Below are 18,789 nucleotides of genomic sequence, written 5' to 3'. Positions count from 1 at the left end.
AAAACCGCGCCCTGGCTGGGGCGCGGCTTTTCGATCCCAAACCGGATCAGGCGGCGATGTTGCCCTTGAGCTTGTTCATCGCGTTCTTCTCCAGCTGACGGATACGTTCCGCGGAGACGTTGTACTTGGCCGCCAGCTCATGCAGCGTCGCCTTTTCCTCGGCCAGCCAGCGCTGGTAGAGGATGTCGCGGCTGCGGTCGTCCAGGCGTTCCAGGGCCTCGTGCAGATTGGCCGTGGAGCTGTCGGTCCAGTCGGCTTCCTCCAGCTGACGCGCCGGATCGTAACGGCTGTCTTCCAGGTACTGGGCCGGCGACTGATAGGCCGCGTCGTCATCGGCATCGCTGGCCGGGTCGAAGGCCATGTCATGGCCGGTCAGACGGCTTTCCATCTCGCGCACTTCCCGGGGCTCGACGCCCAGGGTTTCGGCCACACGATGGACCTCGTCGTTGTTCAGCCAGGCCAGCCGCTTCTTCTGGCTGCGCAGGTTGAAGAACAGCTTGCGCTGCGCCTTGGTGGTGGCGACCTTGACGATCCGCCAGTTGCGCAGGATGAATTCGTGGATTTCGGCCTTGATCCAGTGCACGGCAAAGGACACCAGGCGTACGCCCATTTCGGGATTGAAGCGCTTCACGGCCTTCATCAGGCCGACGTTGCCTTCCTGGATCAGGTCGGCCTGGGCCAGACCATAGCCGGAATAGCTCTTGGCGATATGCACCACGAAACGCAGATGCGCGAGCACCAACTGCCGGGCGGCCTCGACGTCTTCCTTGTAGAAGAGGCGCTCGGCCAGTTCACGCTCCCGCTCCGGAGTGAGCAGCGGAATGCTGTTCACCGAATGCACATAGGCTTCCAGGCTGGCGCCGGGAACCAATGTAGGAACAGGTTGCAACGAAGTGGTCATGCGAATCCTCCGATTCACTAAGCACTGGGCAGTCTAACACTGATTTTTTGGACAGCGCCAGACTAGCCGAGGTTCCCTTAACCCCAGCTGAAAACTACCGTGAAAGCCGTGTGCCATCAGGGGTTTAGACCGTTTCCGGAGGTTTCGGAAACGGCCGTTCGTCAGCGCGGGGCGAGTTCGCGCAAATGACGGGCAACCGCCAGCCAGGCGCCGATGTAGCCGAGCAGCACCGCACCGATCAGCAGTTGCAGCCCGTCCTCGAGGGCGACGCTGCCCAGGGCGAAATCGCTGCCGTAGAGGCCGGCCAGATCCAGCACCGCGGCGTTCAGCCAGTTCAGGCCGAACACCAGCAGGGCCCAGGCGGCGATGCCGGCGCCCAGGCCGAACAGCGCGCCCATGTAGAGGAAGGGCCGGCGCACGTAGCCGTCGGTACCGCCCACCAGCTTGACCACCTCGATCTCGGTGCGGCGATTCTCGATGGCCAGGCGGATGGTATTGCCGATCACCAGCAGCAGGGCAATCACCAGCACCACGGTCAGGCCGAAGACGAAGCGCTCGCCGAGCTTGAGGATGGCGGTGAGGCGCTCGACCCACTGCATGTCCAGCTGCACCTGCTGCACGCCGTTCATCTCGGCCAGCTGGCTGCGCAGCATGTCGAGGCGACTCTTGTCGATTTCCTTGGGGGTCACGGCGATGACGCCGGGCAGCGGATTCTGCGGCAATTCGCGCAGCGCCTCACCGAGGCCGGCATCCTGTTGCAATTCCTTCAGGGCGTCGTCCGGGCTGATCCAGCGTGCCTCGGCCACATCGGGCAGGACCTTGATCTGGCTCATCAGCACCTCGGCCTGGTCCTGACCGGTGCGCAGGTCGAGGAACACCGAGATCTGCGCCGCGCGCTGCCAGGAGCCGCCCAGGCGCTCGACGTTCTTCAGCAGCAGCGACACGCCCATGGGCAGCGCCAGGGCAATGCCCATCACCAGGCAGGTGAGGAAGGTGCCTATGGGTTGCTGCACCATGCGCCTGAGGCTATCCCTCAGACCGGTGCGGTGGGCTTCGAGGTAGGCATGCAGCGGGCTGCGCCAGTCGCTCTTGGGTTTCTTCGGGGCCTGGCGCTGCGGACGCTGGGGCTTGCCGCCCTGTTCCTGGCCACGGGGCAGTTCGGTGGCGCTCATGGCTGGCTCTCCTCTTCGTCGCCGATCAGGCGGCCGCGCTGCAGGGTCAGCATGCGATGGTGCAGCCGGGCGATGAGGGCATGGTCGTGACTGGCGATCAGCACCGTGGTGCCGAGGCTGTTGATGTCCTCGAAGACGCCCATGATCTCCGAGGCCAGGCGCGGATCGAGGTTGCCGGTGGGTTCGTCGGCGAGCAGCAGGGCCGGCCGATGCACCACGGCGCGGGCGATGCCAACCCGCTGCTGCTGGCCGGTGGAGAGCTCGGCCGGATAGTCGTCGAGCTTGTCCTTGAGGCTGACCCGCTCCAGGGCCGCGGCCACGCGCTTGGCGATCTCGGGCTTGGACAGGCCGAGGATCTGCAGCGGCAGGGCGACGTTGTCGAACACGGTGCGGTCATAGAGCAGCTGGTGGTTCTGGAAGACCACGCCGATCTGCCGGCGCAGGAAGGGAATCTGCGCATTGGTGATGCGCGAGATGTCCTGGCCGGCCAGGGTCAGCTTGCCGCCGGTGGGCCTTTCCATGGCCAGGATCAGCCGCATCAGGGTGCTCTTGCCGGCGCCGGAATGCCCGGTGACGAAGAGGATCTCGCCGCGTTCGGCACGGAAGCTCAGTTCCTGCAGGCCGACGTGACCATTGGGATAGCGCTTGGAGACGCGGTCGAACTGGATCATGAGACGCCCCGCTCCGCGAACAGGGCCTGGACGAAGGGCCGCGCCTCGAAGGGCCGCAGGTCATCGATACTCTCGCCGACGCCGACATAGCGGATCGGCAGGGCGCTCTGCTTGGCCAGGGCGAAGATCACCCCGCCCTTGGCGGTGCCGTCGAGCTTGGTCAGCGCCAGGCCGGTCAGGGGCACGGCGTTGTGGAATTGCTTGGCCTGGTTGAGGGCGTTCTGGCCGGTACCGGCGTCCAGCACCAGCAGGGTCTCGTGGGGCGCCGCCTCGTCCAGCTTGCCGATCACCCGGCGCACCTTACGCAGCTCTTCCATGAGGTTGTCCTTGGTGTGCAGCCGGCCGGCAGTGTCAGCGATCAGCACATCGATGCCGCGGGCCTTGGCCGCCTGGACGGCGTCGAAGATCACCGAGGCGGAATCGGCGCCGGTGTGCTGGGCGATCACCGGGATGCGGTTGCGCTCGCCCCAGACCTGCAGCTGCTCGACCGCTGCGGCACGGAAGGTGTCGCCGGCCGCCAGCATGACCTTCTTGCCTTCGTTCTGCAGCCGCTTGGCCAGCTTGCCGATGGTGGTGGTCTTGCCGGCGCCGTTAACGCCGACAACCAGGATGACATAGGGCTTGTGCGAGGTATCGATCACCAGGGGCTGTTCCACCGGCAGCAGCATCTCGGTGAGCTCCTGCTGCAGCGCCTGATAGAGCGCCTCGCTGTCGGCCAGCTGCTTGCGCGCCACCTTCTGGGTCAGGTTGCGCATGATGACGCCGGTGGCCTCGACGCCGACGTCGGCGGTCAGCAGGCGGGTCTCCAGCTCTTCGAGCAGGTCGTCGTCGATGGCCTTCTTGCCGAGGAACAGACTGGCCATACCTTCGCCGAGACTGGCGCTGGTCTTGGACAGGCCCTGGCGCAGGCGGGCGAAGAAGCCCAGCTTGGCCGGTTCGGCCGGGGTGGCGGCGACAGCGGGTGGAGCGGGTTCGGGTTCGGGCGCAACCACCTCGGGCTCAGGACGGACCGGGGCGACGGGCGCAACGGGTACGACCGGGGCGGGAGCAGGCTCAGGCACCGGCATAACCGGAGGCAGCGGCGCGACCGGCACAGCCACTGGTTCGGGCTCGGGCTCCGGCTCGGGCGCCCTAGCCGGCTCGACCTCGACCGGAGGCACGATGGGATCGGCCACCAGCGGCTCGACCAGCGCCGTGAGCGCCACCGGCGACGGCGCCTCCTCTTCGGCGACCGGCACCGGGGTCAGCGAGGGAATCGCCTCCGGCGGTTCGGGCACCGGCTCCGGGTGCTGCACCGGCTCGCTGGCCAGCGGCTCGGGCAGGCGCTCCTCGGCTTCAGGCGCGGGGGCTTCGGCAGGCGTCTCTACGGGTTCGGCAGTCTTCTTGCGGAACCAGCCGAACAGGCCTTTCTTCTCCGTGGCGGGAGACTTCTTGTCGTCGGATCCAAACATGCGGGGCTCTGTATCGAACGGACGAACCGGCTGCGGGAGCTCCGCCAGGCGGGGCTCGACCGTCAGGCATGGCCGTCGGGAAAAGGGATGCGTATCCTAGCAGCCTGCCGGGCGGAAGACCTCCCCGTCGGCGAAAAACGCGCGACCGTCCCCAGGACGCAGCCGCTTCGTCCCCTACCGCGCTACAAGGCCTGCTCTCGCGATGCCCGCCTCCCGCTCCCGTCGGACCGCCCTGGTCGTCCTGCTCAGCCTGCTTCCCGCCTTCGCCCTGGCCACGGCCACGGCCAGCCGGCAGAACACCGAGGAATTCACCCTCGACAACGGCCTCAAGCTGGTGGTCCGCGAAGATCACCGGGCGCCGGTCGCCGTGGTGCAACTCTGGTACCGCGTGGGTTCGAGCCTTGAGGCGCCCGGGGCGACCGGCCTGTCCCATGCCCTGGAACACCTGATGTTCAAGGGCAGCCGCAAGCTCGGTGCCGGCGAGGCCTCGCACCTGCTGCGCGACCTGGGCGCCGAGGAAAACGCCTTCACCACCGACGACTACACCGTCTATTACCAGCTGCTCGCCCGCGATCGCCTGCCCGTGGCCCTGGAGCTGGAAGCCGATCGCATGCAGCACCTGCGCCTGGAACCGGACGAAGTCAGCCGCGAGCTGGAAGTCATCAAGGAAGAACGCCGGCTGCGCACCGATGACCGGCCCGAGGCGCTGTCCTTCGAGCGCTTCAAGGCCGCCGCCTACCCGGCCAGCGGCTACCGCAACCCCACTATCGGCTGGCCCCAGGACCTGCAGCGCCTCGGCGTGGACGACCTGCGTCGCTGGTACCAGACCTGGTATGCGCCCAACAACGCCACCCTGGTGGTGGTCGGCGATGTCGAACCCCAGGCAATCCGCGCCGAGGTGCAGCGCTGGTTCGGCGGCATTCCCCGCAGCGACCTGCCCGCGCCGCGGCGGCCGCTGGAACTGCCGGCGCCGGGCGAGCGGCGCCTGGCCCTGCAGGCCCGCGAACTGCCCAGCCTGCTGATGGGCTTCAACGTGCCCAGCCTGGCCACCGCTGCCCAGCCGCGCGATGCCTATGCGCTGCAATTGCTGGCCGCCCTGCTCAGCGGCGGTTCGGGGGCGCGCCTGCCCAGCCGTCTCGAACGCGGCGCGGAAGTGGCCAGCAGCGTGCGCGCCGCCTATGGCGCCTACACCCGTGGTGACAGCCTCTTCCTGCTCAGCGGCACCCCCAACACCCCGCGCGGCAAGACCCTCGATCAGCTGGAAGCGGCCTTCTGGGCGCAACTGGAGCTGCTCAAGCGCGAGCCGCCCAGCACCGAGGAGCTGGCCCGGGTCCGCGCCCTGCTGGTGGCCGGGCTGGTCTATGGCCGCGACTCCATCACCGCCCAGGCCAGCAGCATCGGCCAGCTGGAAAGCGTCGGCCTCGGCTGGCGCCAGGGGGATCGGCTGCTCGACGAACTGGGCCGGGTCACCCCCGACGACCTGCGCCGGGTGGCCCGCACCTACTTCACCCGCGAGCGCCTGACCCTGGCCCAGCTCGAGCCCGCAGCCACCGCGGAGAATCGTCCATGAAGCCGCTGCTCTGGCTGTCGCTGTGCCTGCTCGCGGGCTGCCAGTCCCCTACCCCGGTCGGCGATCTGGCGCGCGCCTATCCGGCCGTAGACAGTCTCAAGACGCTCAAGGACGCGCCGCCCCTGGGGCGCCAGTTGGACATCCAGCGCTGGCGCACCGCCGAGGGCGCCCAGGTGCTGTTCGTGCCGGCGCCGGAATTGCCGATGTTCGACGTGCGCCTGATCTTTGCCGCCGGCAGCAGCCAGGATGGCGCCACCCCGGGCCTGGCCATGCTGACCAACGGCCTGCTCAACGAAGGCACCCCGGGACGCGATGCCGGCGCCATCGCCGATGGCTTCGAGCGCCTGGGCGCCGACTTCAGCAACGGCGCCTATCGTGACCAGGCGGTGGCCGGCCTGCGCACCCTCGCCGATCCGGCCCACAGCGAACCGGCCCTGGCGCTGCTGGCCGACGTGGTAGGTCGCCCGACCTTTCCCGCCGAGGCCATCCAGCGCATCCGCGACCAGCTGCTGACGCTGATCGCCGCCAGCCGTCGCGAACCGGCGAACCTGGCGGGTGAGGCGCTGCAGGAACGCCTCTACGGCGACCATCCCTATGCCCATTCGCCACGGGGCACGGCCGCTGGCCTGGCCCGCCTGGACGCGGCCAGCCTCCGGGCCTTCCATGCCCGCGCCTATGCCGCCGGCAATGCCGTGATCGCCCTTACCGGCGATCTGGATCGGACCCGCGCCGAGCAGATCGCCGCCCAGCTGTCGCGCGCCCTGCCCCGCGGTCCGGCCCTGCCGCCGCTGCCCGTGCCGGCTCCCGCCGCGCCGGCGCGGGTGCAACTGGAGGTCCCGGCCCAGCAGACCCGCCTGCTACTCGGTCAGCTCGGCATCACCCGCCGCGATCCCGACTATGCCGCCCTCTTCGTCGGCAACCAGATCCTCGGCGGTGGCGGTTTCGGCAGTCGACTGATGACCGAATTGCGCGAACGCCGCGGTCTCACCTACGGCGTCAGCTCGGGCTTCACCCCCATGCGTCAGCCGGGTCCCTTCACCATCGGCCTGCAGACCCGCGCCGAACTGGGCGATGCCACCCTGGCGCTGGTCCGCGACCTGCTGCGCGACTACCTGGCCCAGGGTCCCACCCAGGCCGAACTGGACCGCGCCAAGCGACAGATCGAAGGCAGCTTCCCGCTGGCCAACGCCAGCAACGGCGCCATCGTCGCCCAGCTGGGCAACATCGGTTTCTACGACCTGCCCAGCAGCTACCTGGACGACTTCCTCCAGCAGGTCCGCCGCCTGACGGTGGAACAGGTGCATGCGGCCCTGCAGCGCCACCTCGATCCCGAGCGCTTCGTCGTGGTCAGCGCCGGCCCGCGGGTCGCCCAGCAGCCGCTGCCGCCCCCCCGCCCTCTTCCCAACTTGCCGCCCAGCGGCGTTCCGGAGCACTAGCATGGCCCAGAAGACCGCCAACCAACTGCGCATCATCGGTGGCGACTGGCGCAGCCGGCGCTTCGTCTTTCCCGATGCCCTGGGCCTGAGGCCCACCCCGGACCGGGTCCGCGAGACCCTATTCAACTGGCTGGCCGCCGTCACCCCAGGCGCGCGGGTGCTGGACCCCTTCGCCGGCAGCGGCGCGCTGCTGCTGGAAGCCCTCTCCCGCGGCGCCGGCCAGGCGCTGGCCTTCGACCTCAATGCCCAGGCCGCCACTGCCCTGCGCGGCCATCTGCAGACCCTGGGCTGTGCCCAGGCCGAGGTGCGCCAGACCGACGCCCTGCAGGCCCTGGTTAAGCCGGCGGAAGCGCCCTTCGACCTGGTGTTTCTCGATCCGCCCTTTGGCAAAAACCTGCTGGAACCGGCCTGCGCGGCCCTGGAAGCCCAGGGCTGGCTGGCTGCGGACGCCTGGATCTACACCGAGAGCGAGACCCAGCCCTCGCGCCTGACGCTGCCTGCGACCTGGCAGCTGCACCGCGAGAAGAAGACCGGCAACGTCCACTACGCCCTCTGGCACCGCCAGGCGTGACCAGCACGCCCTTCAAGCCGGCGCGCTGGCTGCCCGGCCCGCACCTGCAGACCCTCTGGGGCTCACTGTGGCGCCGCCTGCCGCCCATCACCCGGCCGCGGGAACGACTGTGGCTGGAGGACGGCGACTTCCTCGATCTGGACTGGTACAACGCCGAGGATCCGCGGGCACCACTGGTGCTGATCGCCCACGGCCTGACCGGCAGCTCCGGCTCCCACTATGTGCTCGGCCTGCAATTCGCCCTGGCCGCCCGCGGCTGGGCCAGCGTCGGCCTCAACTGGCGCGGCTGCTCCGGCGAACCCAACCGCCTGCCACGTGGCTATCACTCCGGCGTCAGCGAAGACCTGGCCGCGGTGGTGCGCCACCTGCAAACCAGTCGTCCGGACGCGCCACTGTATGGCGTGGGCTTTTCCTTGGGCGGTAACGTGCTGCTCAAGTACCTGGGCGAGCGGGGCGAGCACAGCGGCCTGCAGGCGGCCGCTGCGGTCTCGGTACCCTTTCGCCTGGACCTCTGCGCCGATCGCATCGGCATCGGCTTCTCGCGCATCTATCAGCGGCACTTCATCCGCGAACTGGCGCGCTATGTGCGCGACAAGCAGGCGCTGTTCGACCGCGACCTTCACCCCGAACAGCACGAGATCCTCGCGCGCCTGGGGCCGCCCGAGGGACTCAAGACCTTCTGGGACTTCGACGATCGCTACACCGCGCCCCTGCACGGCTTTCGCGATGCCCGGGACTACTACCGCCAGGCCTCCAGCCGCTACTACCTGGGGGGTATCCGCATCCCCACGCTGCTGATCCAGGCCGAGGACGACCCCTTCATCGGCACCGACGCCCTGCCCGCCCGCGCCGAACTGGCGCCCGACACCCTGTTCGAGCGCCTGCCCCATGGCGGCCATGTCGGCTTCGTCGGCGGCCCCTTCCACGATCCGGACTACTACCTGGAAAGACGCATCCCCGACTGGCTGGTCAGCCAGCGGGCAGCGCCATCCGGCCGATAAACGCCCACGGGTCGGCGATCCCGGCGGCTGTCGCCTTGGCCTCACTCCGCCCCTGAGCTACCATCCAAGCCCCAACAGCTTCGCCCCCAGGACAGCGTCATGAACCGAGTGCTATACCCCGGCACCTTCGACCCCATCACCAAGGGCCATGGCGACCTGGTGGAGCGCGCCTCGCGGCTGTTCGACGAAGTCGTGGTGGCGGTGGCGGCCAGCCCCAAGAAGAATCCGCTGTTTCCACTGGAGCGCCGGGTCGAGCTGGCCAAGGCGGTGACCGCGCACCTGCCCAATGTCGAGGTGATCGGCTTCAGCTGCCTGCTGGCCACCCTGGTGGAGCAGCAGAAGGCGACCATCATCCTGCGCGGCCTGCGCGCGGTGTCGGATTTCGAATTCGAATTCCAGCTGGCCAACATGAACCGGGTGCTGGCGCCCCAGGCGGAAAGCATGTTCCTGACCCCGTCGGAACACTACTCCTACCTGTCTTCCACCCTGGTGCGGGAGATCGCGGCGCTCGGCGGCGACGTGACCAAGTTCGTCCATCCCACCGTGCATCAGGCGCTGCTGGAGCGTTTTGCCCCGGCCAGCTGATTAACCCCAAGGACTGTCGGGTGCAGCCGGCGCGCGGATGGGGCAAAATGCGCGCCTGACTTTTGGATCGCTGCGCGTTCGCGCAGCGTGGAGCCGACGATGTCCCTCATCATTACCGACGATTGCATCAACTGCGACGTGTGCGAGCCCGAGTGCCCGAACGGCGCCATCTCCCAGGGTGCGGAGATCTACGTGATCGATCCGAACCTGTGCACCGAGTGCGTGGGCCACTACGACGAACCCCAGTGCCAGCAGGTCTGCCCGGTGGACTGCATCCCCCTCGACGAGAACCATGTCGAGACCAAGGAGCAGCTGCACGACAAGTATCTGAAGATCAGCGGCCAGGCCTGAGCGGCTAGGCCCGGCGCCAGGGCCTATTCGGTACGCCCGTACCCGCTCTGGGTACAGCCCAGGCAGCGCACGAAGGCCGCCTTGCCCGGCTCGACCACCAGCGCCTTGCCGGCCTTGCCGATGTTACCGCCGGCGGCGGTGAACGGCAGACTGACCACGAAAGCCCCCGCACCGATCACGGTCGCGGCGATCAGCAGCGGCCGCGCGATCAGCAGGTCGCCGATCATGGAAAAGGCAGCGGGTGCCTGGGCTTCACCGAACGCCTGGTCGGCGGTCTGATATTCGGTGACTTCACCCTGAGCCTGCTGCGCCTGCGCCGGCAAGACCTGCATCGTCAGGGCCAGCGCCAGCACGGCAGCCAGGCTACGGAACGGATTCATACGGCTGATCCCTTGCGCGGTTGTGATGGTGGTCCCTGAACTATAACAGCCCGCCCGCACTTGTCATGCGGGCGGGCCTCAGACGTCATTCGGCTCGGACGACCGGCTGCGGCGCGCGGCGATGGGCATAGACCATCAGCGCGATGCCGCCGAGCACCATGGGCACGCAGAGCACCTGCCCCATGGTCAGCCAGCCCCAGGCCAGATAGCCGAGCTGGGCGTCGGGCACCCGCACGAATTCGACGATGAAGCGGAAGATGCCGTAGCAGAGCACGAACAGGCCGGACACGGCCATGGTCGGCCGCGGCTTGCGCGAGTAGAGCCAGAGGATCACGAACAGCGCCACCCCTTCCAGGGCGAACTGATAGAGCTGCGAGGGATGGCGCGGCAGCTGGGCCGGATCGCTGTAGGGCGGAAAGATCATCGCCCAGGGCACGTCGGTGGGCTTGCCCCAGAGTTCGGCGTTGATGAAGTTGCCGATGCGGCCGGCACCGAGACCGATGGGGACCAGCGGCGCAATGAAGTCCATCAGTTCGAAGAAGCCCTTGTTGTGGCGCTTGCCGAACCACCAGACCGCCAGGATCACCCCGAGCAGGCCGCCGTGGAAGGACATGCCGCCCTTCCAGACCTCGAAGATCAGCGTTGGATTGGCGATGTATTCCGCCAGGTTGTAGAACAGCACGTAGCCGAGTCGCCCGCCGGCAATGACCCCCAGCGCCACCCAGAACACCAGATCGGACAGGGTCTCGCTGGTCCAGCGCGGATCGAAGCGATTGAGTCGCCGCTTGGCCAGCCACCAGGCGCCACCGATCCCCACCAGGTACATGAGGCCGTACCAGTGGATCTTCAGCGGCCCCAGCGACAGGGCCACCGGGTCTATTTGCGGATACGGCAGCATGGTGCCTCCTTGAAAGGGATCAGAGTAAGAAGTTGAGACCGACGCCAAACAGCAACAGGGCAAACAGGCGCTTGAGCAGCCGGGGCGACAGGCGATGGGCCAGCCGCGCACCGAAACGGGCCGAGAACATGCTGGTCAGGGCGATACCCAGCAAGGCCGGCAGATAGACATAGCCCAGACTCCAGGCGGGCAGGCCCGGCTCCTGCCAGCCGACCAGGATGAAGGACAGCGCCCCGGACAGGGCGATGGGCAGGCCGCAGGCCGCCGAGGTGGCCACCGCCTGCTGCATGCTCAGGCTGCGCCAGATCAGGAAGGGTACGGTGAGCGAGCCGCCGCCGATGCCGAAGATGGCCGAGGCCCAGCCGATCACCACCCCGGCCACCGTCAGCGCCGGTTTGCCGGGTTCGCTGGCCTGGGCCTTGGGGCGCAGGTCCAGCGCCAGCTGGATGGCGATGAGGATGGCGAAGGTGCCGATGATCTTCTGCAGCAGCGGGCCGTGGATGGCGGCGGCGGTCAGGGCGCCCAGGGCGCTGCCGAAAACGATGCCCAGGGCCATCCAGGCGAACAGCCGCCAGCGCACGGCGCCGAGTCGGTGGTGGGCCCAGACGGAGTTGAGCGAAGTGAAGACGATGGTGGCCAGCGAGGTACCCACCGCCAGGTGGGTGAGGATGTCCGGATCGAGGCCCTGGGCGGTAAAGCTGTAGACCAGCACCGGCACGATGATCAGGCCGCCGCCGACCCCGAACAGACCGGCCAGCAGCCCGGCGCAGACGCCGAGCACCAGGAAGAGCAAGAGATCCATCATCACCTCGGGCGCAGGAGGCGGCATGGTACGCCGCTGCCTGCCCGGCGGGAAGCGGCCTTCCCGCCGGGCACGCTCAGCTCTGGACGCTGGCCGCCGGGTTGATCACCCGACCCAGTCCGAGATTGCGCAAGGCCAGATGCAGGGCGCTGTGGATGACCTGGGGGTTGTCGATCTGGCGCATCTGCTGCACCAGCTCGCGGGCCTTTTCCAGGGTGACCTGGCGCAGCAGCCACTTCACCTTGGGCAGGTTGGTGGCGTTCATCGACAGGGTGTCGAAGCCCATGCCCATGAGCAGTACCGCCGCCGCCGGATCCCCGGCCATCTCGCCGCAGATGCTCACCGGCACCCCTTCGGCGTGGGCGCCATCGACCACCTGTTGCAGCGCCTGCAGCACCGCCGGGTGGAAGTAGTCGTAGAGATCGGCCACCCGCGGGTTGTTGCGATCCACCGCCAGCAGGTACTGGGTCAGGTCGTTGGAGCCCACCGAGATGAAGTCCACCTGGCGCGCCAGGTCGCGGGCTTGGTAGACCGCCGAGGGTACCTCGACCATGACACCCACCGGCGGCATGGGAATGTCGACGCCTTCGTCCCGCACCTCGCACCAGGCGCGGTGCAGGAGATGCTGGGACTCCTCCACCTCGTGCACGCCGGAAATCATCGGCAGCATGATGCGCAGGTTGTTCAGGCCTTCGCTGGCCTTGAGCATGGCGCGGGTCTGCACCAGGAAGATTTCCGGATGATCCAGGGTGACGCGGATGCCGCGCCAGCCCAGGAAGGGGTTGTCTTCCTTGATCGGGAAATAGGACAGCGCCTTGTCGCCACCGACGTCCAGGGTGCGCATGGTCACCGGTGCCGGATGGAAGGCGGCCAGCTGCTCGCGATAGATGGAGAGCTGTTCCTTCTCGCTGGGAAAGCGCTCATTGACCATGAAGGGCACTTCGGTGCGATACAGCCCGACCCCTTCGGCGCCGCGCTGCTGGGCGCGGGCCACATCGGCCATCAGGCCGGTGTTGACCCACAGCGGCATGCGGTGACCGTCGAGGGTCTCGCAGGGCAGGCTGCGCAGGGCGTCTAGGCCCTGGGTCAGCTGGCGCTCCTCTTCCACCACGTCGCCATACTGCTTGATCAGCGTCGGCGACGGATTGGTGAAGATCTCGCCGTGGTAGCCGTCGACGATGAGGTCGATGCCGTCCACCTTGGAATACGGCAGGTCCACCGCGCCCATCACGGTCGGCACGCCCATGGCGCGGGCCAGGATGGCGACGTGGGAGTTGCCCGAGCCGAGTACCGAGATCAGGCCGACCAGGCGCCCTTCGGGCACCTCGCCGAGCATGGCCGGCGAGAGCTCCTCGCTGACCAGAATCGTGTTTTCCGGGTAGATCAGGCAGGCCTGGTGGGCCTGCTGCAGATAGGCCAGCAAGCGGCGCCCGAGGTCACGCACGTCGGCGGCGCGCTCGCGCAGATAGGCGTCGTCCATGAGTTCGAAGCGCTGGACGTGCTCCATCACCACCTGGCGCAGGGCGCCCTGGGCCCACTGGCCGCTCTTGATGATGGTGGTCACCTCGTTGCCCAGGGCGGCGTCGTCGAGCATCATCAGGTAGACGTCGAACAGCGCCTGCTCTTCCTTGCGCAACTGGGTGGACAGCCGCTTGGACAGCGCCTTCATGTCCGCCCGTACGCCTTCGAGCGCCGAGCGGAACAGTTGCAGCTCGGCGTCGATGTCGGTCACGGTCTTGTCCGGGACCACTTCCAGATCGGCGGGCGGCAGGACCACCACCGCCTTGCCGACGCCGACCCCGGGCGAACCGGGGATGCCGACGAAACGGGCCTCCTGGATGCCGCGGCCCTGCCGGTCCAGACCACGGATGGTCCCGGTGGCCTCGGCATGGGCGATCACCCCGGCGAGCTGGGCGCTCATGGTGACCAGGAAGGCTTCCTCGCCTTCGTCGAACTGACGGCGTTCCTTCTGCTGCACCACCAGCACGCCCATGACCCGGCGGTGGTGGATGATGGGTGCACCGAGGAAAGACGCATAGCGCTCCTCACCGGTCTCGGCAAAATAGCGAAAGCGCGGGTGGCTGGCGGCGTCTTCGAGATTGAGCGGCTCTTCGCGGGTGCCGACCAGGCCGACCAGGCCCTCGTTGGGGGCCATGCTGACCCGGCCGATGGACCTCTTGTTGAGGCCTTCGGTGGCCATGAGCACGAAACGGTTGGTGTCGGGATCCAGCAGATAGACGGAGCAGACCTGCGACTGCATGGCCGCGCGGACACGCTGCACGATGATGGACAGTGCCGACCCCAGATCCTTGGCGGCATTGACCTCCTGGACGATCTTGCGCAGAACTGCAAGCATCTAGCGCCTCCGCAGCCGACGCCCGGCGGAGCCGCCGGCGTGCATCACGTGTCGTTCATCCTGCATGACCACAGCTTCTCCTCACCTCTTTCGCACCGGCCGAACCGGTAATCAGGCCAGCAAGCGGGGTGCCAACTCCTTGAGCGCCCGCCGATAGACCTCTCGCTTGAAGGTCACCACCTGGCCCAGCGGATACCAGTAGCTTACCCAGCGCCAGCCATCGAATTCCGGCTTGCCGGTCACATCCATCCGCACCCGCTGCTCTTCCGCGGTCAGCCGCAGCAGAAACCACTTCTGCTTCTGGCCGATGCACAGCGGACGGCTGTGGGTGCGCACCATGCGCTGCGGCAGACGGTAGCGCAACCAGCCCCGGGTACAGGCCAGGATACGGACGTCATCGGGGCTCAGCCCCACTTCTTCGTTCAGCTCCCGGTACAGCGCCTCTTCGGGCGTTTCCCGGTCGTCTATCCCACCCTGGGGGAATTGCCAGGCATCCTGATTGATGCGGCGGGCCCACAGTACCTGGCCGGCATCGTTGGCGAGAATGATGCCGACGTTGGGGCGAAAACCATCAGCGTCGATCACGGCTGCCACCCTTGAAAAATGTCGTTGCCCGCATTGTTCCACAAAGCCCGACAGCCCAGCAATGCAAGCTCCGGACCGACTGGGGCGCGGCCGACCGGCGCAGGCGTCCGGCACCTGCCGCCGCCTGCAAAAGCCCGCATTATGGTGGTCGCTAGCTGAACGTCGGCTTAAGGGCCGGCAAACGTCGCGCCCTAGCGAAAATGCCGTTGCACGGCCATGTAGAGGGCCAGTGCCAGACCGATCCAGCCGACCAGCCAGAAATAGTCGAGATAGCCCAGCACCTGGCTCTGGCGGGTGACCAGACTGGAGATCTGCGCCAGGGCGCTGTCGGCACCGGTGGCCTGCCGATAACGCTCGCCATAGGCCTGGTAGGTCTGGGCATAGGGATTGACCGCGGCGCTGAGCACCGAGGCATGGAAGGCGTCGCGCCACTGCAGGAAGACGTTGGACAGCACGATGCCCATGGGCATGACCAGTTGCTGGGTCATGTTCTTGATCTGGTAGGCCTGGCTGAAATAGGCCGGCTCGACGCGCATGAAGGTGTACATGATGATCACCGCGAAGGTGCCGATCAGGTAGGTGCCATGCATCATCAGCCCAGGCACCAGCTGCTGGTAGAGGGGCACGTCGGCATGCTGGCGCACCATCCAGAAGCCGTAGCCGGCCAGCAGCAGGTAACCCGCCACCAGGTACTTGCGAAAGCCGCCCCAGGGAAAGCGCTCGCGCAGCCGCACCGAGGTGATCATCAGCAGCGGCGCCAGGCCGCACAGCCAGCCCAGCGCCATGACGCCCCCGGCGGTATAGACCGGCAGTTGCAGGCCGTTGACCACGTACTGGGGGATGATGAAGTTGTAGGCGCCGAGCAGGAAGTAGTTGAGCATCATGAACAACATGCCGGCGAGAAAGCCCGGGGTGATGGCGTGCTTGAAGTCCAGGGTCGGTCGCGCCAGGCCGCGCTCGTAGTAGACATAGAGTCCGAGGATGGCCGCTCCCACCAGCAGCTCCACGGCCAGCCACAGGCCATCGCTGAAGAAGTCGAAGGCCAGGCGCTGGGTGGTGGTGGTCAGCAGCAGACTGCCCACCGTCAGCAGCACCATGGACAGCAGCGACGGCGCCCCGGAATTCTGCAGCGGATGGGAGCGCCGCGGCAGCGACAGCCAGACGCAGACGGCCACCAGCGCGCAGGCCAGCGCCGGCACCATGAAGATGGCGCGCCACTGGTGACCTTCCAGCAGCTCCGCGGTGGTGAAGGAGGCCAGCGCACCACCCAGGGGCACGCCCGAGGCGAAGGCGCGAATCCCGGTCGGCAGCTGGGGGCCGGAAAAATACATCTGCACCAGTACCCGCGCCCCGGCAAAGAAGGTGGCGGCACCGGCCCCCATCAGCGCCCGCCCGACGATGAAGGTCGGCAGATCGGTAGCCACCAGGCAGCACACCTGGCCGACCAGGTGGATGCCGACGGCGGCGAAGATCAGGTTGCGATAGCCCAGGCGCTGGGCGAACCACTGGTGCGGGGCGCTGGTGACGATGACCGCGGCGCTGTAGCAGGCGGTGGCCAGGGTGTAGCTGCGCTGGTCGATACCCAGGCCGCCATAGACATAGCGGTTGGCCAGGGCGATCGACAAATTGTCGAGAAAGTACACCAGCACCATCAGGGTGATGCTCAGCAGCAACAGGCCGCGATGATGGGGGCGATCGGTGTCGTCGGCGTACATGAAGACCCAAGGCTGGCACTAAGGGGGCCAGTCGTGGACCCTGCGTCCGGGGCGGGGTTCAGAGACTGCGTTAGCGCAGCCTCTTCGAAGGGATGCGGATCGCGTCCTGGCTCAGCCGGGCAGCAGCGCCCGGACGTCGGCCAGGAGTTCGTCGGGCACCTCCAACCAGCCACGGGTGGTATTGCGTTCTCGTGCCTGGTAACGACGCTGCGACGGCAGGCGGGCGCCCTGGGCTTCGATGCCGGCGAACAGCTGCTCGGCGCGCTGCTGGTAGTCGGCTACCGCGGCGCCGAGAAAGCGCTGGGGATCGAAGGCCAGGATGAGTTCGCCGTGATAGGGCAGCCCGCCGGCACCAGCGTCGACCGCGGAAGACTCCGGACTGGTGAGATCGCCGATCAGCGGACCGGCGAGCAATTCGATCATGGCCGACAGCGCCGAGCCCTTGTGACCGCCAAAGGTGAGCATGGCGCCCTCTTCCAGCACGGTGCGGGCATCGTTGCTGGGCGCGCCCTCGGCATCCACTCCCCAGCCCTCGGGCAGGGCCTTGCCTGCGCGACGATGCAATTCGATTTCGCCGCGGGCCACGGCGCTGGTGGCGAAATCGAAGACGAAGGGCGGACCCTCGGGCCGCGGCCAGCCGAAGGCCAGGGGATTGGTACCGAACAGCGGGCGACGACCACCGGCCGGGGCGACATAGGCCTGGGTCGGATTGCAGGCCAGGGCCACCAGGCCCCTGGCGGTAAGGGCTTCCATCTCCACCCAGAGCGCCGAGAAGTGCACGCAGTTGTTGATGGCCAGGGCTGCCAGGCCACAGTTGCGCGCCTTGGCGTCGAGCAGGGGCAGCCCCGTCTCGAAGGCCAGCGGGGAGAAGCCGCCACCCGCATCGACCCGGACGATGGCCGGAGCCACGTCCTCTACCGTCGGCTCGGCATCGGGCACCACCTTGCCGGCCTTGAGCGTCTTGACGATACCCAGCAGCCGATAGATGCCGTGGGAGGCGCAGTCGTCACGCTGGCCGGCGACCATCATGGCGGCGATGGCCGCGCCCTGCGGCTGACTGAAACCTTGGGCCGCGAGCACCTCTTCGGCCAGGTGCTGCAGGTCTTCCGGGGTCATCTGGGCCATGGCGGCGCTCCGTTGGGAAAACCCCGACTATGCCGCAACCGGCCACGACCCGCTCGCTCGACTTGGGATCGGTCGTGCCGATCCCGGCACAGTCAGCCCTGGTGATAGCGCCCCGACAACTCGTGCACGGCTTCGATGAAGGCACCGGCATGGGCCGGATCCACCTCGGGGGTGATGCCGTGGCCGAGGTTGAAGACGTGGCCGCTGCCCTGGCCATAGCTTTCCAGGATGCGCCCCACCTCGGCGCGGATGGCCGCCGGCTTGGCGTAGAGCACGCTGGGGTCCATGTTGCCCTGCAGGGCGACCTTGCTGCCGACCCGCCGACGGGCTTCACCCATGTCGCAGGTCCAGTCCAGACCCAGGGCCTCGGCGCCGCTGTCGGCCAGGCTTTCCAGCCAGAGACCGCCATTCTTGGTGAAGAGGATCACCGGCACCCGGCGTCCTTCATGCTCGCGGATCAGCCCGGCGACGATCTTGCGCATGTAGGCCAGGGAAAATTCCTGGTAGGCCGCGGCGGACAGGTTGCCTCCCCAGGTATCGAAGATCTGCACCGCCTGGGCACCGGCGCGGATCTGGCCGTTGAGGTAGGCGGTGACCGCCTGGGCCAGCTTGTCCAGCAGCAGGTGCAGGGCCTCGGGGGTGTCGTAGAGCATGGCCTTGGCCTTGCGGAAATCCTTGCTGGAGCCGCCTTCGATCATGTAGGTGGCCAGGGTCCAGGGGCTGCCGGAAAAGCCGATCAGGGGTACCCGCCCGTCCAGCGCCGTGCGGATGGTGCGCACGGCGTCCATGACGTAGCCCAGGTCGGATTCGGCATCGGGTATCGGCAGCGCCTCGATGTCGGCCGGGGTGTCGATCACCTTGCGAAAGCGCGGACCCTCGCCGGTCTCGAAGTAGAGGCCCTGCCCCATGGCGTCGGGGATGGTGAGGATGTCGGAAAAGAGGATGGCGGCATCCAGCGGATAGCGCTCCAGCGGCTGCAGGGTCACCTCGCAGGCGAATTGCGGGTTCTTGCACAGACTCATGAAGTCCCCGGCACGCGCCCGGCTGGCGCGGTACTCGGGCAGATAGCGTCCGGCCTGGCGCATCATCCACACCGGGGTGACATCCACCGGCTGCTTGAGCAGGGCACGCAGGAAACGGTCGTTCTTCAGGGCAGTCATGGCGACATCCGGCAGCAAAAGTGCCGGCATTGTCGCAAAGCGGCTGGCAAAAGGCACGG

Annotated in this window: 18 protein-coding genes; 6 read left to right on the top strand and 12 right to left on the bottom strand. The window is 67.7% G+C overall.

What is annotated here, in order from left to right; all coding sequences use genetic code 11:
- Positions 1–46: 46 nt before the first annotated feature.
- The 4 genes from rpoH to ftsY all read right to left on the bottom strand — a co-directional run bounded on the left by rpoH (position 47) and on the right by ftsY (position 4,195).
- Positions 47–901, bottom strand: coding sequence for an RNA polymerase sigma factor RpoH (gene rpoH / locus PSEK12I1_RS0121850; protein ID WP_007161649.1), 855 nt, complete (start codon positions 899–901; stop codon positions 47–49).
- A gap of 161 nt (positions 902–1,062) precedes the next feature.
- A complete protein-coding gene (gene ftsX / locus PSEK12I1_RS0121845; RefSeq protein WP_007161648.1) occupies positions 1,063–2,073 on the bottom strand; it encodes a permease-like cell division protein FtsX in 1,011 nt (336 codons plus the stop codon).
- Entirely contained in the window at positions 2,070–2,744 is a 675-nt protein-coding gene (ftsE, locus tag PSEK12I1_RS0121840) for a cell division ATP-binding protein FtsE (protein ID WP_007161647.1), read from the bottom strand. The genes ftsX and ftsE overlap by 4 nt, the downstream gene beginning before the upstream one ends.
- Positions 2,741–4,195: a signal recognition particle-docking protein FtsY gene (gene ftsY / locus PSEK12I1_RS0121835; RefSeq protein WP_027602919.1), complete on the bottom strand. Its 1,455-nt coding sequence runs from the start codon at positions 4,193–4,195 to the stop codon at positions 2,741–2,743. The genes ftsE and ftsY overlap by 4 nt, the downstream gene beginning before the upstream one ends.
- Before the next feature lie 202 nt (positions 4,196–4,397).
- Here ftsY and PSEK12I1_RS0121830 point away from each other — a divergent pair, with 202 nt between their 5' ends.
- The 6 genes from PSEK12I1_RS0121830 (at position 4,398) to PSEK12I1_RS0121805 (ending at position 9,709) form a co-directional block, all read left to right on the top strand.
- Positions 4,398–5,765 (top strand): pitrilysin family protein, encoded by a 1,368-nt coding sequence (locus PSEK12I1_RS0121830; RefSeq protein WP_027602918.1) that lies wholly within the window; start codon positions 4,398–4,400, stop codon positions 5,763–5,765.
- Positions 5,762–7,201, top strand: coding sequence for a pitrilysin family protein (locus PSEK12I1_RS0121825; protein ID WP_027602917.1), 1,440 nt, complete (start codon positions 5,762–5,764; stop codon positions 7,199–7,201). Before PSEK12I1_RS0121830 ends, PSEK12I1_RS0121825 begins: the two co-directional genes overlap by 4 nt.
- Position 7,202: 1 nt before the next feature.
- Positions 7,203–7,772: a 16S rRNA (guanine(966)-N(2))-methyltransferase RsmD gene (gene rsmD, locus PSEK12I1_RS0121820; RefSeq protein WP_027602916.1), complete on the top strand. Its 570-nt coding sequence runs from the start codon at positions 7,203–7,205 to the stop codon at positions 7,770–7,772.
- Complete coding sequence (locus PSEK12I1_RS0121815; protein WP_027602915.1) at positions 7,769–8,773, top strand: hydrolase; 1,005 nt, start codon at positions 7,769–7,771, stop codon at positions 8,771–8,773. Before rsmD ends, PSEK12I1_RS0121815 begins: the two co-directional genes overlap by 4 nt.
- A 99-nt stretch (positions 8,774–8,872) precedes the next feature.
- Positions 8,873–9,358 carry a pantetheine-phosphate adenylyltransferase gene (gene coaD / locus PSEK12I1_RS0121810; protein WP_007161641.1) on the top strand — a complete coding sequence of 162 codons (486 nt, stop codon included), beginning with the start codon at positions 8,873–8,875 and terminating at the stop codon, positions 9,356–9,358.
- A 99-nt stretch (positions 9,359–9,457) separates the two neighbouring features.
- Positions 9,458–9,709 carry a YfhL family 4Fe-4S dicluster ferredoxin gene (locus PSEK12I1_RS0121805; protein WP_007161640.1) on the top strand — a complete coding sequence of 84 codons (252 nt, stop codon included), beginning with the start codon at positions 9,458–9,460 and terminating at the stop codon, positions 9,707–9,709.
- Positions 9,710–9,732: 23 nt separating this feature from the next.
- Here the strand turns inward: PSEK12I1_RS0121805 and PSEK12I1_RS0121800 are convergent, their stop codons facing one another.
- The 8 genes from PSEK12I1_RS0121800 to hemE form a co-directional block, all read right to left on the bottom strand.
- Positions 9,733–10,089, bottom strand: coding sequence for a hypothetical protein (locus tag PSEK12I1_RS0121800; protein WP_027598899.1), 357 nt, complete (start codon positions 10,087–10,089; stop codon positions 9,733–9,735).
- A gap of 85 nt (positions 10,090–10,174) precedes the next feature.
- On the bottom strand, positions 10,175–10,987 hold the full coding sequence (gene lgt / locus PSEK12I1_RS0121795; RefSeq protein WP_017641011.1) for a prolipoprotein diacylglyceryl transferase: 813 nt from the start codon (positions 10,985–10,987) through the stop codon (positions 10,175–10,177).
- A 19-nt stretch (positions 10,988–11,006) separates the two neighbouring features.
- Complete coding sequence (locus tag PSEK12I1_RS0121790) at positions 11,007–11,789, bottom strand: sulfite exporter TauE/SafE family protein (protein ID WP_027602914.1); 783 nt, start codon at positions 11,787–11,789, stop codon at positions 11,007–11,009.
- A 76-nt stretch (positions 11,790–11,865) separates the two neighbouring features.
- Entirely contained in the window at positions 11,866–14,145 is a 2,280-nt protein-coding gene (ptsP, locus tag PSEK12I1_RS0121785) for a phosphoenolpyruvate--protein phosphotransferase (protein WP_007161636.1), read from the bottom strand.
- 111 nt (positions 14,146–14,256) lie between these two features.
- Complete coding sequence (locus PSEK12I1_RS0121780; protein ID WP_007161635.1) at positions 14,257–14,730, bottom strand: RNA pyrophosphohydrolase; 474 nt, start codon at positions 14,728–14,730, stop codon at positions 14,257–14,259.
- Between the two features lie 191 nt (positions 14,731–14,921).
- Complete coding sequence (locus PSEK12I1_RS0121775; protein ID WP_027602913.1) at positions 14,922–16,445, bottom strand: MFS transporter; 1,524 nt, start codon at positions 16,443–16,445, stop codon at positions 14,922–14,924.
- Between the two features lie 111 nt (positions 16,446–16,556).
- Positions 16,557–17,570 (bottom strand): Ldh family oxidoreductase, encoded by a 1,014-nt coding sequence (locus tag PSEK12I1_RS0121770; RefSeq protein WP_027602912.1) that lies wholly within the window; start codon positions 17,568–17,570, stop codon positions 16,557–16,559.
- Positions 17,571–17,662: 92 nt separating this feature from the next.
- Positions 17,663–18,730, bottom strand: coding sequence for a uroporphyrinogen decarboxylase (gene hemE, locus PSEK12I1_RS0121765; protein ID WP_027602911.1), 1,068 nt, complete (start codon positions 18,728–18,730; stop codon positions 17,663–17,665).
- Positions 18,731–18,789 lie beyond the last annotated feature (59 nt).

The organism is Pseudomonas sp. MOIL14HWK12:I1, assembly GCF_000510705.1.
Classification (GTDB): Bacteria; Pseudomonadota; Gammaproteobacteria; order Pseudomonadales; family Pseudomonadaceae; genus Chryseomonas; species Chryseomonas oryzihabitans.
Note: the sequence above shows the minus strand (reverse complement) of the source record. Positions and strands in the feature narration are given on the sequence as shown.